This is a genomic window from Oceanobacillus iheyensis HTE831 (assembly GCF_000011245.1).
Taxonomy (GTDB): domain Bacteria; phylum Bacillota; class Bacilli; order Bacillales; family Amphibacillaceae; genus Oceanobacillus; species Oceanobacillus iheyensis.
In genome coordinates this window covers 2,895,485-2,910,921 of record NC_004193.1, presented here as the reverse complement: position 1 = coordinate 2,910,921, position 15,437 = coordinate 2,895,485, and the positions used below count along the sequence as shown (strand labels likewise).

The window sequence follows — 15,437 nt, the reverse complement described above, 5'->3', positions numbered from 1 at the left end:
TTTATATAGTATAAATAAAAACACATAGAAAATTCTATGTGTTTTTATACGAAAAAGATGATGGATTTTTAAAATCAATTGTATGTTCATCTAAAAATGTAATAGCTAAATATAGATTCGTTAAATCTTTAAACCGTTTTGGATCGAGTCCGGTAAATTGATGAATTTTGGACAACCGATAATGCAGAGTATTGATGTGAATGAATAATGCTTCTGCTGTTTTTTGTAATGACGATTCATTTTCTATAAATACATGCAAGGTTTGTAATAATTGATTATGTTCGATTAACGTACCGATTGTTCTCTGAATGTATTCTTTTTTGGTATCATCAGATATATCTTGCAGACAGAGCTCCAACTGTAAATCTGTATGAAAGGATATACGAGTATCATCAGGAAAATAATTAATTGCAATGAGTGCTTCTTCATAGGAACGATATAAGTCACTAGCGGATGCCGTATCTCCTACCCCTATATTCAAATCAATCGAAAAGTGATTTTCACAAGCTTTTTGCAATGTATTTAAAAAGTCAGGCTTTATTTGGTCTTTTATTGATGAAAGTGTATGCATCCAAAACAAACGATTATTTCCCCAACGAGTTAGGATATCTTTTTCTGGAATAAGATCTTTTAAGTAATGCCAAATTTGCTTTTGGAGGGTCGAATCTATCTCGTTTATTACTAGAATAATTACCTGTTTGGACCCCTCTAATGACATACCTAGTGTTTCTGCTCTATCCAATAAAGGACGAGTTATTTTTCTGCTTTGAAGTAAATCAAACATGACATTCTCCACAGCACGATGCTCAAACTCCATTTGTTCATAATAATTATTTTCATGAATCAGCAGCTCGGTCATCTTCCTAACAATTTCCCCAAACGGCTTTACTTTTTCGATTTCTCCAGTAATGCCAATAACACCAATGACGGATTTATTAAAAAAGAGGGGGAGGTTAATGCCCGTTTTAACTCCTTGCAAGTCTATCGTTAAAGATTCAGTAATCATGAGTTGTTGTTTATTTTTGATAACAATTGTAGATCCCTCATGATAATCACCTATACGATTTGGGTTTGTACTCGCAATAATAATTCCATTTGTATCACATATGATGATTTGCTCATCTATCAATCCTTTGATTACGTTGATAATTTTGTCTGCTAGATGGTAGATGTTCATAGTGCTTGTCTCCTTTTTCAACCTTGGATGGCAACGAATGAATTACAGCTATTATAACGTACTTTCCAGGTATAAGTGGAAGTTGGTTGCAGTGGATGGAGATGATTGCATTTAAGAGTTTAAATTTATAAAAATCAAGTAATTTTGCAGCGAGAAAGATAGACGAAGAGGTTGGAGCATAAAGACGGATGATAGCTAGATTAAGCATAAATATACACAAATTCCATCAAAATCAAAAATAGATGTTCTGCGAGCGCTGTAATACTGTCGAGGTTTTCCTTGTCTTGTGGGGGAAGGCATAGGCAAGCCTCCGATGCATAAACAATCGGAGGCCCATTAGCCGCTAGTGGATAAGCGGAGATTTAAAAATCTATCATTTGAATATAACTTTTGTCTCAACCTCTTCATCTTTTCCATGTTGCTTTACACTCTATCTATTAAAATATTAAATGCTCAATTTCTCTCGGGTATTCTGTTACTAGTTTTGTTCCCTCATTGGTTAGGACTACCGTATCGGAGTGCCTGAATCCACCAACTCCAGGAATATATATTCCTGGTTCAATAGTAAAGATCATTCCTTCTTGTAAGACGAGATCATTATCAAAACGAAGGGAAGGTTCTTCATGGAGACCAATACCGATACCATGACCAGTTCGATGAATACAATATTTTTCTAAATTGTATTGTTGAAAGATATTCCTTGCCACTTCATCTACTTCTTTCGCGGTAACTCCAACGGCTATTTTTTCCATTGCCACTAACTGTGCTTCATATGCCGCTTTAAATGCATCTAATTGTTTGTCTGTTGGTTTTCCTACAAAAAATGTTCTTTCACATTCCGCGCGATAACCATTTAAGGCAACTTGTCTACTATGAACAACAATGTCATTAGTTAATAGTTTTCTAGTATTAGAAAAAACATGCGGCATAATGCTTCTCTCTAAACCAGAGGGCGACATGGCAAAATAATCAAGAGTAGCATCTGGATAGTTATCCATTTCTTCAAATAACAGTTGTGTGCCATGACGATCCAGCTCCATCTCGGTTATACCTGGTTGAGCATTTTCCAATGATTTTTTTAAGGCTAAACTTACTAATTTTCCTGCCTCCTGCACCATTTCAATTTCTTCATCGTTCTTAATAAACCGCATCTCTGCTATTTTGTGATCTAAATTAATCAGTTCAAAACCAGCTTCTTTTAGTATATTTGCCATTTTCAACGATAAGGATGAAAATTCCACTCCGACTCTCGTTCCATTCGGATATTGAGAAATGACCGTTTCCAAGTAATCCAAATAAGATTTTTTGTCACCTCCATAAAGGTTTGTTTCATGGTAAATATAGAGTTCATTTGCGTCTGTCTTTTCTTTTGCGTGATTTTCTTCCAATGAAGGGATAATTAAACTGAGATTTTTTGAATCAATCGCAAGGACGATTGGACGTGAGTAAGTAATAGCCTTTAAACCGTTTAGATAATATTGATTTTCAACGTTCATAATGATGGACAAATCAATATTACTTTCCTCCATAATTGCTCTTAAGTTATCAACTCTATTTTTGGTTTGCAATTAAATCATCCTTTCTATAGTCGAATAATTCTTGTTTTTTTGAAGTAAGTAAAGTTACAATAACTAATACTAATATCGCGATAGGAATAGAAATCAAGGAACTATTGATATTAAATGGTGTATCGAAAAACTCCCAAATTAACGTGGACACAACACCAGCTAACATCGAAGAAATACCTGCTTGTTTTGTTACACGTTTCCAAAGGAATACGCCTAGTAAAGCAGGTGTAATCCCGGCACCGTAGACTGTATAAGCATACATTTGAACGGTGAGGACAGTTGGAAAATAAGTGGTTAGTAGATATGCAATTAATCCTAGCACTGGGATCAATACTCTAGTAAAAACTAATTTCTGCTTATCTGTAGCTTTTGGATTAATGTATTTACCATAAATATCATAAGTTATATTTGTTGCTGAAGATAATAAATAAGAATTTCCTGTAGTGACAATAAAAGAAGTGACTGCCGCAATTAGTAAGCCACCAATAGCAGTTGGTAAGACCAACGAAGTTGATATCAATGCCATTCCAGGATCTAGATCAGGAAAGTAGTACCTAGCAGAAAATGCTAATACAGCAACTAAAGGAGTAGAGATTAACATTCCTATAATCCAACCAGAGATACCTAGTTTAGTTGTTTTATCACTACTGGATGCTGAAATTCTTTGATACATATTTTGGTCACCTAAGAGTAGGAATAAAACAGGAATATAGAAACCCATTACTTGTAGTAAGTTTAAATTTCCAAATAGATTTAACCTTTCAGTCTCGACACTACTCACTAGATGGTCGAACCCTCCAATATCCCCTAAAATAACAGGTACTCCAATAATTAAGCCCAAAAAAATAATTAATGCACTTAACGTATCAGTTGGAGCGACAGACATTAATCCCCCTATTGTTGCCAAGAAGATAATTAATACTGCTCCTATAATAGTGCCTGTTTCAACAGAGATACCGGTGGACACGTGTAGTATAAAGCCAAGTCCCTGATATTGATAAGAAACTATACCAACAAAGGCAAGCACAATGATAATTAAAGATAGGATTCTAGCAAAAGAACCATATTTAATCTCGAGTATTTCTGACACAGTATATTTTCCATAGTTTCGAATTTTAGCTGATATTAATAACAGAATCGTAATACCAATTAAACTGGGGATAACATAACCAATTGCTGGCCATAAACCATTGGAATATGCGATAGAATTAGGTCCGCCTGTTACAGTTCCACTGCCAACCCATGTTGCTAACAATGTTCCCATTAATACAATTGGTCCAAGAGATTTACCAGCGAGTATAAAATCCTCACTTGAGGTTACTTTTTTTGAATAAAATGCACCCATCATTAAGATGATTAACCCATATCCTATTACGAACCAAAGAAAACTATTATTGTATTCTAATCCCAAGATTCCTATGCCTCCTTCATTCTATTTAAAGGTATAGCTAACTTTTACTAAAATCCTCCTTTCCCATACAAAAGTGAAAATTGTTAGTTTAAATGTTAATATTCGTTAAATTAATTGTCAATTTTCAGTATAATCTTCTTTTGACTATCACATGATGTGGCACTTCCTAAAATCCAAAAAAGCGAGATAGCTGAAAAAGTGGTCAATAGACAGGCTCTATTACCCAAAAAACCATGAAAATTCCGGAAAAGTAGTCAATAGAAATGTTTCTCTCCGATCCGCCCCTCCGCTCCCCCGGCCCGCAAAATTCAACATAAGAAATCTAAACAGAACAATAGAGCCATTCTAATCACTAATATAATATCTGATAGATTACCAGTCTATTTCTTCATATTCTGGATATTCCTTGCTATAGCGCAATTCAGTTGGATTGCAATTATATTTAAAAGCAGCCTCGGATATTTCTTCTTTTAATTGTTGGTACTCTTTGCCTTGTTCTGCGATCCGTTTAGCCATGATGGATATATTCTTAAGTCGTTTTTCCTTATTCCATTCTAGAAAGCGAATATTAAGTTGATCCAAATATTGATCAAAATAGTATTGAAAATGAACAGAGTACTTGTTCATATTTTTCATCATTAACTTAAATGTCTGAGGTGGAATTGTTTCTCTTAAGCACTGGTTAATAGTTGCTTGGAACTTACGAACTGTTAGAACGGTTAAATCCCATTTAGAATGTACTTCTGGTTTTCGTTGATAGAGGTCAATGAAATCATTTAGCGCCATTAGAATAAATAAAATTTCTGGATAATACGTGTTAAAGGATAAGTAGAGATTTTTACTTGGACCAACTGTTCCCAACCACTGCATGGTTTCTATGGAAAGTCCATGATCTTTATAGATGAATTCTCTATGTCCCATATTTGCGTGACGGATATCATAACAAAGTCCTAATACACGTAGTCTTGCACTAGAATAAGCAGGGTATTCCCCTTCACCGCCGACAATCCTATGTAATGCTTCATACAATTGATCAAAGTCATAAAAATCTCCTGTAATCGTCATCCCTGCGTAATTTGGTGTTGAAGTCATTTCAATCATTACGTAACGCCCCATTTTTAAGAATTTCCTCTATCATAGCATATAACATTGAAGGTTTTATCCCCACATACACCTTAAGTCTTAGTTAAAGATATCTCTCAAGCTCATTACTGGAAAGATCGATAACCGATAAGATAAAGATACGATAACGAAAGGAGGAGAACGGAATGAAAAAATTTATGTTATTTCTTGGTGGGCTGGTTGCATTATTTATCTTGCTTGTCAATCTCGGTCCGATGGTATTACTAGCAATCAGTGTAGGGCTGCTTTATGTATGTTTTAAAAAATTCATCCAAACGGATTCGACAGCGGCAAAAGTTGGTTGGGTGATTTTAGGAATAATTGTTCTAAGCATCACTTTCTCAAACATTTATGCGGTTATTGGAGTTGCAGCAGCTTATGCACTTTACCTCATTTATAAAAACTGGAATTCACCAGATAGTGATATTGTCCATGAAGTAAAAGAAGACAATGATCCTTTTACCAACTTTGAAAGACAGTGGGCAGAATTAAATAAATAAAAAAATTATACTAAAAGGAGAGATTTTTTATGGCAACGAATATTTTCACACGAATTAAAGACTCAGTATCTGCGGATCTTCACACGATGATGGATAAAAAGGAACAAAAGAATCCAATTGCGGCATTAAACCATTACTTACGTCAAAGCGAGCAGGAAAAGGAAAAAGTAAGAAAGCTTATTGACCGTCAGTACAAGTTAAAGGAAGAGTTCACACGCGAATATATGAAAGCACAAGACCTTGCAGATAAACGATTAAATCAGGCAAAAATTGCTGACCGTGCGCAGGAAGAAGAAATGCATGAATTTGCTTTAAAAGAATATGAAGAATACCAATCTCGTGCAGATCGCATGAAAGCTTCTAGAGAAGAAGCGATGAAACAATTAGAAGATTTAGAGCAAAAATATGAAGAGATGAAGCATCGCTTAAAAGATATGCATCTTCGGAGAATGGAGCTAATGGGGCGTGAGAACATTGCAAAAGCGAATCATCAGATTAACCGCGTCGTTACCGATTCAGCTGAAAAGCCTTACTCCAAATTTGAAGAAATGGAACAATATATTGAAAATCTAGAGTATAGAGTAAATAGCTCCTACTATCAGAGTACGTTCGATAGCAAAATTGCAGCGCTTGAGAAGAAATTAGAAGAGAAAGAAAATGAAGCTTAATAAACTCGGTAGGTAGATAAGCAACTCTCATGGTATACTAATACAGGCGTATTATCTTTGCGTCTGTATTAGTTACATACATAATGAAACAAAAGAAAGGAGAATGGCAGATGTTCAAACAACTCAGCACGAAATATTTTAACTGGATATTGATCATCGGGGCAATTCTTCTTGTTTTTGAAATTATATTCTTCCACGGTGGATCTTTGTTCTCCGCATTGATTGCTGGGTTCTTTGTGTATTTTAGTTGGAAAAGGTTGCACAGCTTATGGTGGAAAATTGTATTTGCGATTTCTTTAATTAGTTTCACCTTTTCATTTTTTAACTTATTGGCAATACGTTTCTTCATTGTCGCTGCGATTGTCTTTTTCATTTTGAACTATATTAAATCAACTCAAGAACCAAGTCAGGAAACACCGGAATTTCCAGAAAAAGACTACGAGTGTGAAACCATGACCCATGTAGAACCTTTATTTGACGAACGTTTTTTTGATGATTACCGGACAGAAGAAACGGCTTATCAATGGAAAGACGTCAACATGCATGGTATATACGGTGATCGCATCATTGATTTAAGTAATACCGTGCTACCGAATGATACAGCGGTAATCTCTATCCGCCACCTCATCGGTAATATTGAAATTTATGTTCCTTATGAAGTTGAGGTCAGTATCCATCATAGTTCTGTTTTTGGTAGGGCTACAATACTTGGGGAGTATCATCAACGACTAATGAATAAATCGATTCATTATGAAACCGAATCCTATAGTACAACGTATCCAAGAGTGAAAATCATTACCTCAATATTTTCTGGAGACATTGAGGTGAAACGCGTATGAATACCATTATTCGATATGTTCTCTTGTCAATTACCTGTAGTTTTGTCTTAGGGATTACATTTGTCGTCATGACTTTTCTTACCTTTTCTTTAAATGATTCGATCGGATGGAGTGCATTATGGGAAGTCAAAATTGGAGATGTGTCTTTCTTATTAACGTTATTCGCTTTGACGATTATCTTCGGAACAGTCATTGGTACGATTATCGGCTGGTATTGGAAAGAAAACCTAAAACAAATTGAAAAAATGTTAACCGGGATTATTCAGGGGGATAGACATCCTGAAAAAGAAGAAATTCCAAAAGAAATGGATGCTATTTCGAACCGCATGAATCAGCTTCAAGAGAAATTAAGGGCGCAAACAGAACATGCGCAGCGAATTGCGACAGAACGTGCAAATGAACGTGAACAAAGCTTACAAGAAGTAGTAGTTCAAGAAAGAAATCGTCTTGCAAGAGAATTACATGATTCTGTGAGTCAACAGCTCTTTGCCGCGTCGATGATGATGTCAGCAATTAATGAAGCAGAGACCGCTGAAGATCCAACATTAAATAAGCAATTAAATATGGTTGAAAAAATGATCCACCAATCCCAACTCGAAATGCGTGCATTATTACTCCATTTGCGCCCAGTAGCTTTAAAAGGGAAGTCATTGCAAGAGGGAGTGGAGGAGCTCTTACATGAATTAACACAAAAAGTACCTCTAGAAATTGATGCAAAAGTAGAGGATTTCAACACAGATAAAGGTGTAGAAGATCAGCTATTTCGTATTTTCCAAGAGTCGATATCGAATACACTACGCCATGCGAAAGCTACTACGTTACAAGTTCTCCTAATTGAGCGAGATGAAAATATTATCTTGCGTGTGTCGGATGATGGTATTGGATTTCAAACTGAAGATGTTAAAACAAGTTCTTATGGGATGCAAAATATGCGTGAACGCGCGTATGAAGTTGGCGGTACATTGAAGGTTATAAGTGTACCAAATGAAGGTACACGGCTTGAAGTAAAAGTCCCTATCTTAAGAAAGGAAGATACATCCAATGATTAAAGTTTTATTTGTCGATGATCATGAAATGGTACGAATAGGCGTATCTGCATATCTTTCTTCGCAACCAGATATTGATGTAATAGCAGAGGCAGATGATGGTACACAGGCTGTAGAACTTGCATTAGATCTGCGCCCAGATATTATTCTAATGGATCTTGTTATGAAGGAAATGGATGGAATTCAAGCAACAAAGAAGATAATAGAGGCATGGCCAGCAGCAAAAATTATTATTGTAACGAGTTTCTTAGATGATGAAAAAGTATATCCTGCGTTAGAAGCAGGAGCGACAAGCTATATGCTGAAAACATCGAAAGCAAGTGAAATTGCCAAAGCGATTCGTTCAACGTATGAAGGGCAGTCCATCTTGGAACCAGAAGTGACAGGGAAAATTATGAATCGTATGCGTACTGGGCAGAATACTGCACTTCACGAGCAATTAACAGAACGAGAAAAAGAAATATTATTATTAATGGCAAAAGGAAAGTCGAATCAAGAAATTGCGAATGAATTGTTTATTGCCTTAAAAACCGTAAAAGTCCATGTGAGCAATATCTTAGGGAAGTTAGAGGTGCATGATCGTACGCAGGCTGTTATTTATGCATTTCAGAATAAGTTGGTGGAGTAATGTAATTCCTTATCATCAAGTTAGTTGTGAATATTTATTTTAAGGTCTTTCTTATTTTCTGGGGAAGACTTTTATTAGTTGACTTCATATCTGTAATAGTGGGCAAAAGGAAAATAGCTATTTGGCATGCAACCTATTGGAGAATCCTGCCTTGGATAAGTTCTAGTATCTCTAAAAAAATGCTAGTTATATTCTATGAAAACAATTTTTGTTCTCAGTTTTACATTCTTTAGTACCGAAAAAGATTACTAAAAATCCATCGCGGGTACAATAAAAGGACAGCAAGATGTAAGGAGGAAATTACTATTAAACAATATACAGCCATTACAGGAGCTAGTTCGGGGATTGGTTATGCAACTGCAAAAAAATTTGCAGCTAGAGGAAAAAATTTAATCATTATAGCTAGACGTGAAACGTTATTGAATCAATTAAAGGATGAAATTGCGGACAACTATCCGGAAGTTGATGTAGTAATTAAAGTCGCTGACTTATCCGTCTCAAATGAAGTATATCAGCTATATGAAACTTTAAAGCAGTATCATATCGAAACGTGGATAAATAATGCTGGATTTGGTATTCATACAATGATGAAAGATGAAGATACCAAACGAGCGCAAAACATGCTTCACTTGAATATCGAGGCATTAACGATACTTTCTACGCTTTATGTTCAGGATTATGCCAATGTAGAAGGAACACAATTAATTAATATTTCCTCAGCGGCGGGTTATAATATGGCTCCGACCGCAGTCATATATAGTGCAACGAAATTTTACGTGAGTTCCTTTACAGAAAACCTTGCTCTTGAATTAAGAGAAAATGGCGCGAAAATGCAAGCTAAGGTATTGGCTCCTGCCGCAACAGAATCTGAATTTGCTAAAATCGCTAATAATGATAAAGATTTTGATATGGATCAGGCATTCGATAAATATCATACAAGTGATGAAATGGCTGATTTTATGCTTCAATTATATGATAGCGACAAAATCGTCGGATCGGTTGTATCGGAAGATTATTCATTTGTGTTAACTGATAATAAATTTCCGTATCTTGGTTGAGGAATATTTAAGAAAAAAGCGCAAGCGCCCGTTTATCACCGTATGTCCTGCGCCCCTGGTTTTCAAGGGGTGGTTCGACTGGTCGAACTTCTTTATTTCTTTGAGATAAAGGAAACACGATAAGCGTATGCGAATCGATGTTGACTTTCACCGCACGGGTATAAGTGCGACTATGCCTCACAAAGAACACTCGGCAGTCTTCTTTTCACCATTGGCATAAGTGCGACTTAGCCTCACAAAGAACACTCGGCAGTCTTCTTTATCGTAAGGAGGTCTCCGGAAGGACAATAGGTGATGGGCGCTGGAGCTGGACGTGGCTAAATAACTTAGTTGTTTATCCACAGCTCCAAAATTTTATAATTTCCTAGACCAATATAAAAAAGGAAGCTGTAGCAGGCTTCCTTTTTGGTTTTCATGACATAAGAAAAAAGTGCAATTCAATATGAAATTAAATACTTTCTTTTTTTATGTATCCAAATTGCTCAGAAATTAACTTGGAAGTCATATTTACTTTATCTACTAATTCAAGATTAACTCTATCAATAGATACCCTATTAGTTGGACCCGAAATACTAAAACTTGCGATTATATTCCCCTTGTAATCGTAGATAGGGGAGGCGATGCAGCGAATTCCTTCTTCATTCTCCACATTGTCTAATGCATATCCTTGTAATTTTACCTTCTCTATTTCTTTTCTAAGCTTCACTTGTGAGGTGATGGTTAGCGCTGTTCTTAATTCAAATGTCATGTTATTAATAACTTCCTCAAAATAAACTGGATTCATACCGGAAAGTAGAACTTTACCAACAGCAGTACAATAGAGCGGGGCACGACTACCGATTGTAGAATACATTCTGATGTTTTGATTCTTTTCTTTTTTATCTACATAAAGTACCTCTCCATTACTTTCTACACATAAATGAACTGTTTCATTAACATCTCTGGATAAATTAACAAGGTAGGGTTCTGCAACTTTAATTACATCCATGTTGTTTAACATTACACTTGTTAATTTTATTAATTGATTCCCAAGCATATATTTTTCAGTTTCAGGGTCTTGTTGGACATAACCTAAATTTACGAGTGTTGAAGTAATTCGATGCGTTGTACTTTTGGTTAAGCTAGAATTTTCAGCCAAAACAGTTATTCTCAAACCATCGGGATTATTTGAAAGTACCTTTAAAATTGTAAAAGCACGTTCAATAGATTGAACGTTTGACATATTGTTCTCACCCTTTTCTTAAAGATATCGCTTCCATTTAATAGTAGAGGATAAATTATCTTTTGTAAATTGAGTTTTTATTTGTAAGTTAAATATTCACTCTATTTTTAAAATTAGGTATTGTTAAAAATGTAAGCGCTTGTTATAATTATTTGTGGAACTTGATTCCGTATTACGGAACGAAAAAACGGAACGGGAGGGTTCATTTTGTAGTTATCTACTATTTAATGATATCGCTTACAATTACTCTCTCTGTTACTTGAAGAGTGAGTCAATCTTATGCATAAGCAATAAAAAGGAGGAGAGCAATTTTATGTTAGAGAAGAAAGTTTTAATAACAGATTGTGATCATGGAAATGTAGATGTTGAAAGCGAAACATTCAAAAAAGCAGAAATCAGTTTTGATTTGGAACAATGTAAGACAGAAGAGGATCTAATTTCAAAGGGAAAAGGTTTTGAAGTATTTATTAATCAGTATGCTCCAGTTACAAGAAGCGTTATAGAGAACTTACCTGATCTAAAATTAGTTGTTCGATATGGTGTTGGTGTAGATAACGTTGATATAGCTGCAGCAACTGAACATGGTGTGCAGGTGTGTAATGTTCCGGACTATGGAATGAATGAAGTGGCTGATCAAGCATTAGCGATGATGTTGAATTTTACTAGAAGTATATCTCGAATGAATAGTTTTGTTCGTAAAGGGGTTTGGGATTATCAAAAAAGCATGCCTCTATACCGACATAGTGAGCAAACAGTAGGGGTAATAGGAGTTGGGAGAATCGGCAGTTCTTTTGCAAAGAAAGTAAAATCCTTAGGTTGTCGTGTGGTGGCCTATGATCCGAAATATTTGGATGAAAAAGCGAAAAAATCACCCGATTTTATCGATGAATTCTTACCTTTAAATGAATTGTTGGAGCAAGCCGACGTTGTTTCTATTCACTGTCCATTAGATAAAGCACGTAATTTAATAGATGAAAAAGAATTACAGAAAATGAAGCCAACCGCTTATCTAATCAATGTTTCTAGAGGTGGAATTATTAATGAACAAGCCTTAAACAAGGCATTAACTAATCAATGGATTGCTGGCGCAGCAGTCGATGTTGCAGAGAACGAACCATTACAACCTGAATCAGCACTACTAGAACATGATAATTTTATCTGTACACCGCATATGGGATGGTATTCAGAGCAAGCTGCATTAGAGCTGAAAAGAAAAGTTGCAGAGGAATCTATTCGACATTTGAATGGGGATCAAGTACATTATCCAATTAATTTTAAAGAAGAAAAGGAGAGTATTCAATGAGAGACCTTAAAAAATCATTTTTAATGGTAGTTCTATTCGTTTTTATCCTTGTGTTAGCTGCTTGTGGAAGTGATGGTGCAACAGCAGATGGAGAAAGTGGAGACCCGAAGGTACTAAAAGTAGCATTTAATCAACCTGAAAGCCACCCGCAATTTAAAGCAATGGAAGCTTTTGGCGAGAAGTTAAATGAATTAACGGATGGTCAATACGAAGTGGAGGTTTCTCCGAATGAACTATTAGGTGCTCAAAGGGAGACAATGGAACTTGTTCAATCCGGGACCATAGATATGTCTATCGTAGGCGGGAGTTTGATGGAAAACTTTAACGAGGATTTTGCAGTATTTAATCTGCCATATGTATTTGATTCTGTAGAACATCAAATGTCTGTTGTTAACAATCAGGAAATTGTAGGTGATTTATATAAATCAGTCGAAGAAGATGGCATGACAGTTTTAGGTGCTTTTCATGGAGGGGTACGTAATGTTTATAACAATAAACAGCCTATACATACACCAGAAGATATGGAAGGATTAAAAATACGTGTAATGGAAAGTGATACAAACGTTAAAATGATGGAGTTAATGGGAGGAGTAGGTACTCCAATGGGGCAAGGAGAAGTGTATACAGCTATTCAATCAGGAGTTCTAGACGGCGGTGAAAATAACGAACTAGTTTATAATGACCTGAAACATGGGGAAGTAGCATCTTACTATAGCTATACGCAACATTTAATGGTCCCAGATTATCTAATTATTAACTCAGATTTATTTAATGGGATGAGTGATGAACACAAGGAGATATTTAGAGAAGAATTATCAAAAGCAATCGATATGGAAGTAGACCAATTTGATGAGGATGTACAAGCTGCTAAAAAAGAAGCAGAGGAACAAGGTTCTGAATTTAATGATGTTGATATCTCTATCTTCCAAAAAGAAGTAGAACCTCTAATCCAAGAAAAATTGACTAGTGACACTGCTAAAGAGTTATATGATGAAGTAAGAACAGCAGCTGAATAGATGGAGTGATTTATATGGAAGCAGTAAAAAAAGCTCTAGATAAAACGCTTGCAATAATTTGCATTGGATTATTCGGTTTTTTAGTATTACTCGTTACTTGGCAAGTTTTTACTCGGTTTGTTTTGAATAACCCTAGTGTTTTTTCAGAGGAATTAGCAAAGTATTGTTTTGTATGGTTAGTTTTATTTGGCGCTGCGTATGTCTTCGGTGAAAGAGGACATATGGCAGTTGAATTTATCAAGAATAAATTTCCTACTAAGGTTAAGATGATGGTTGAGATATTAATAGAAGTTATCACAATCCTATTTGCACTAACTGTACTCTTGTATGGGGGATATTTAGCTGTAGATGTAGCATGGAATCAGCTTTCTGCCTCATTACAAATACCGGTAGGATATTTATACGCAGGCATACCGATTAGTGGTTTATTTATTGTATTCTATTGTATCTATAATATCACTAGTATTATTAAAAACAACAAAACCATAGAACAGCTTTAGTTCTAATAGGAAGGAGATTACTATATGGATATAGCTGTTCAGGCAGGATTAATTCTTCTCGTAGGTATTGTGTTTTTACTCATTATAGGGGTACCAATAGCAATTAGTGTAGGAGTCAGTTCTGTTCTTGCTATGTTTACGATATTAGAGTTTGATAATGGTCTTCTCACATCAGCACAGCGTATGTTTACAGGAATAAATTCATTTACGTTACTAGCAATCCCATTCTTTGTATTAGCAGGCGTTATTATGAATAATGGAGGCATCGCGTCGAAATTAATCAATTGTGCAAAAATTTTAAGTGGAAAAATGCCTGGATCCTTAGCGCATACAAATATTTTAGCTAATATGCTATTCGGTTCTATTAGTGGATCGGCTGTTGCTGCAGCAGCTGCAGTCGGAAGCACGATGGGAGAGCAACAAGAAAAGGAAGGCTATAAAAGAGAGTTTAGTGCAGCTGTAAATATAGGCTCCGCACCAACGGGTATGCTCATTCCACCTAGTAATATTATGATTGTCTTCTCACTAGTTAGTGGTGGTACTTCTATAGCAGCTTTATTTTTAGCTGGATACGTACCTGGACTTTTGTGGGGCCTTGCTTGTATTTTGGTAGCCCTTATCATTGCGAAGAAGAGAGGTTATAAAAGCCAAATAGAAATAAGTTGGAAACAAAAATTATTAGTAATACTGGATGCGATACCAAGTCTTCTGCTTATCGTGATCGTAATTGGCGGTATAGTAGGAGGAGTATTCACCGCTACGGAAGGGTCGGCCATAGCGGTAGTGTATTCCTTGCTATTATCATTTGTCTACCGGTCAATTAAGATAAGAGATTTACCAAGTATTTTATTAGAAGCTACTAGAACAACTTCTATCGTGGTGTTTTTAATAGGTGTTTCTACCATTATGTCTTGGGTAATGTCTTTCACAAACATTCCAGGACTAATCGCTGATTTATTACTTTCCATTTCGGATAACATGATTATTATTTTATTAATCATGAATATCGTTTTACTTATTATTGGTACATTTATGGATCCGACTCCGGCAGTACTTATTTTTACACCGATTTTTTTACCTATTGCATTAGATCTAGGAATGGATCCAATTCATTTTGGGATTATGATGGTATTGAATTTAAGTATTGGAACGATTACTCCCCCTGTAGGACCGGTTTTATTTGTCGGAGCAAGAGTTGCTAAGTTACCGATAGAAAATGTGATTAAGCCACTGGCTCCATTTTTTCTAGTAACGATTGTGTTATTATTACTGGTTACTTTTGTTCCAGCTATATCTCTGTTCATTCCTAAATTATTTGGAGTAATGGAATAGAATCTAAATCATAGAGAATGTAATACTAAGATGGAAGGAAAGGTGTT

15 protein-coding genes are annotated in these 15,437 nt (G+C 35.5%); 10 read left to right on the top strand and 5 right to left on the bottom strand.

Annotation, left to right across the window (positions count from 1 at the left end; all coding sequences use genetic code 11):
• Positions 1-34: 34 nt before the first annotated feature.
• The 4 genes from OB_RS14460 to OB_RS14445 all read right to left on the bottom strand — a co-directional run bounded on the left by OB_RS14460 (position 35) and on the right by OB_RS14445 (position 5,257).
• A complete protein-coding gene (locus OB_RS14460; protein ID WP_011067227.1) occupies positions 35-1,177 on the bottom strand; it encodes a CdaR family transcriptional regulator in 1,143 nt (380 codons plus the stop codon).
• A 437-nt stretch (positions 1,178-1,614) separates the two neighbouring features.
• Positions 1,615-2,745: a M24 family metallopeptidase gene (locus OB_RS14455; protein ID WP_011067226.1), complete on the bottom strand. Its 1,131-nt coding sequence runs from the start codon at positions 2,743-2,745 to the stop codon at positions 1,615-1,617.
• A complete protein-coding gene (locus OB_RS14450; protein WP_011067225.1) occupies positions 2,729-4,156 on the bottom strand; it encodes a sodium:solute symporter family protein in 1,428 nt (475 codons plus the stop codon). The genes OB_RS14455 and OB_RS14450 overlap by 17 nt, the downstream gene beginning before the upstream one ends.
• A gap of 372 nt (positions 4,157-4,528) precedes the next feature.
• Positions 4,529-5,257 (bottom strand): DUF6904 family protein, encoded by a 729-nt coding sequence (locus OB_RS14445; RefSeq protein ID WP_041544588.1) that lies wholly within the window; start codon positions 5,255-5,257, stop codon positions 4,529-4,531.
• Between the two features lie 167 nt (positions 5,258-5,424).
• Between OB_RS14445 and OB_RS14440 the strand changes: the two genes are divergently transcribed.
• The 6 genes from OB_RS14440 to OB_RS14415 all read left to right on the top strand — a co-directional run bounded on the left by OB_RS14440 (position 5,425) and on the right by OB_RS14415 (position 10,017).
• Positions 5,425-5,778 carry a hypothetical protein gene (locus OB_RS14440; protein WP_011067223.1) on the top strand — a complete coding sequence of 118 codons (354 nt, stop codon included), beginning with the start codon at positions 5,425-5,427 and terminating at the stop codon, positions 5,776-5,778.
• 29 nt (positions 5,779-5,807) lie between these two features.
• Complete coding sequence (locus OB_RS14435) at positions 5,808-6,446, top strand: PspA/IM30 family protein (RefSeq protein WP_011067222.1); 639 nt, start codon at positions 5,808-5,810, stop codon at positions 6,444-6,446.
• Positions 6,447-6,556: 110 nt separating this feature from the next.
• Positions 6,557-7,285: a cell wall-active antibiotics response protein LiaF gene (liaF, locus tag OB_RS14430; protein ID WP_011067221.1), complete on the top strand. Its 729-nt coding sequence runs from the start codon at positions 6,557-6,559 to the stop codon at positions 7,283-7,285.
• Positions 7,282-8,334 carry a sensor histidine kinase gene (locus OB_RS14425; RefSeq protein WP_011067220.1) on the top strand — a complete coding sequence of 351 codons (1,053 nt, stop codon included), beginning with the start codon at positions 7,282-7,284 and terminating at the stop codon, positions 8,332-8,334. The genes liaF and OB_RS14425 overlap by 4 nt, the downstream gene beginning before the upstream one ends.
• On the top strand, positions 8,327-8,959 hold the full coding sequence (locus OB_RS14420) for a response regulator (RefSeq protein ID WP_011067219.1): 633 nt from the start codon (positions 8,327-8,329) through the stop codon (positions 8,957-8,959). The genes OB_RS14425 and OB_RS14420 overlap by 8 nt, the downstream gene beginning before the upstream one ends.
• Before the next feature lie 305 nt (positions 8,960-9,264).
• Positions 9,265-10,017, top strand: a complete 753-nt coding sequence (locus OB_RS14415; protein ID WP_197530221.1) for an SDR family NAD(P)-dependent oxidoreductase — start codon at positions 9,265-9,267, stop codon at positions 10,015-10,017.
• Between the two features lie 448 nt (positions 10,018-10,465).
• On the opposite strand, the gene OB_RS14410 is transcribed toward OB_RS14415, so the two are convergent.
• On the bottom strand, positions 10,466-11,239 hold the full coding sequence (locus tag OB_RS14410; RefSeq protein WP_011067216.1) for an IclR family transcriptional regulator: 774 nt from the start codon (positions 11,237-11,239) through the stop codon (positions 10,466-10,468).
• Positions 11,240-11,552: 313 nt separating this feature from the next.
• Between OB_RS14410 and OB_RS14405 the strand changes: the two genes are divergently transcribed.
• Genes OB_RS14405 through OB_RS14390 form a run of 4 tightly spaced genes read left to right on the top strand, consistent with a single transcriptional unit; the run spans position 11,553 to position 15,390 of the window.
• Complete coding sequence (locus tag OB_RS14405) at positions 11,553-12,542, top strand: C-terminal binding protein (protein ID WP_011067215.1); 990 nt, start codon at positions 11,553-11,555, stop codon at positions 12,540-12,542.
• On the top strand, positions 12,539-13,558 hold the full coding sequence (locus tag OB_RS14400; protein WP_011067214.1) for a TRAP transporter substrate-binding protein: 1,020 nt from the start codon (positions 12,539-12,541) through the stop codon (positions 13,556-13,558). Before OB_RS14405 ends, OB_RS14400 begins: the two co-directional genes overlap by 4 nt.
• A 14-nt stretch (positions 13,559-13,572) precedes the next feature.
• The gene (locus tag OB_RS14395) at positions 13,573-14,058 is read left to right on the top strand and encodes a TRAP transporter small permease (protein ID WP_011067213.1); all 486 of its coding nucleotides are present in this window, start codon (positions 13,573-13,575) and stop codon (positions 14,056-14,058) included.
• Between the two features lie 30 nt (positions 14,059-14,088).
• A complete protein-coding gene (locus tag OB_RS14390) occupies positions 14,089-15,390 on the top strand; it encodes a TRAP transporter large permease (RefSeq protein ID WP_197530220.1) in 1,302 nt (433 codons plus the stop codon).
• Positions 15,391-15,437 lie beyond the last annotated feature (47 nt).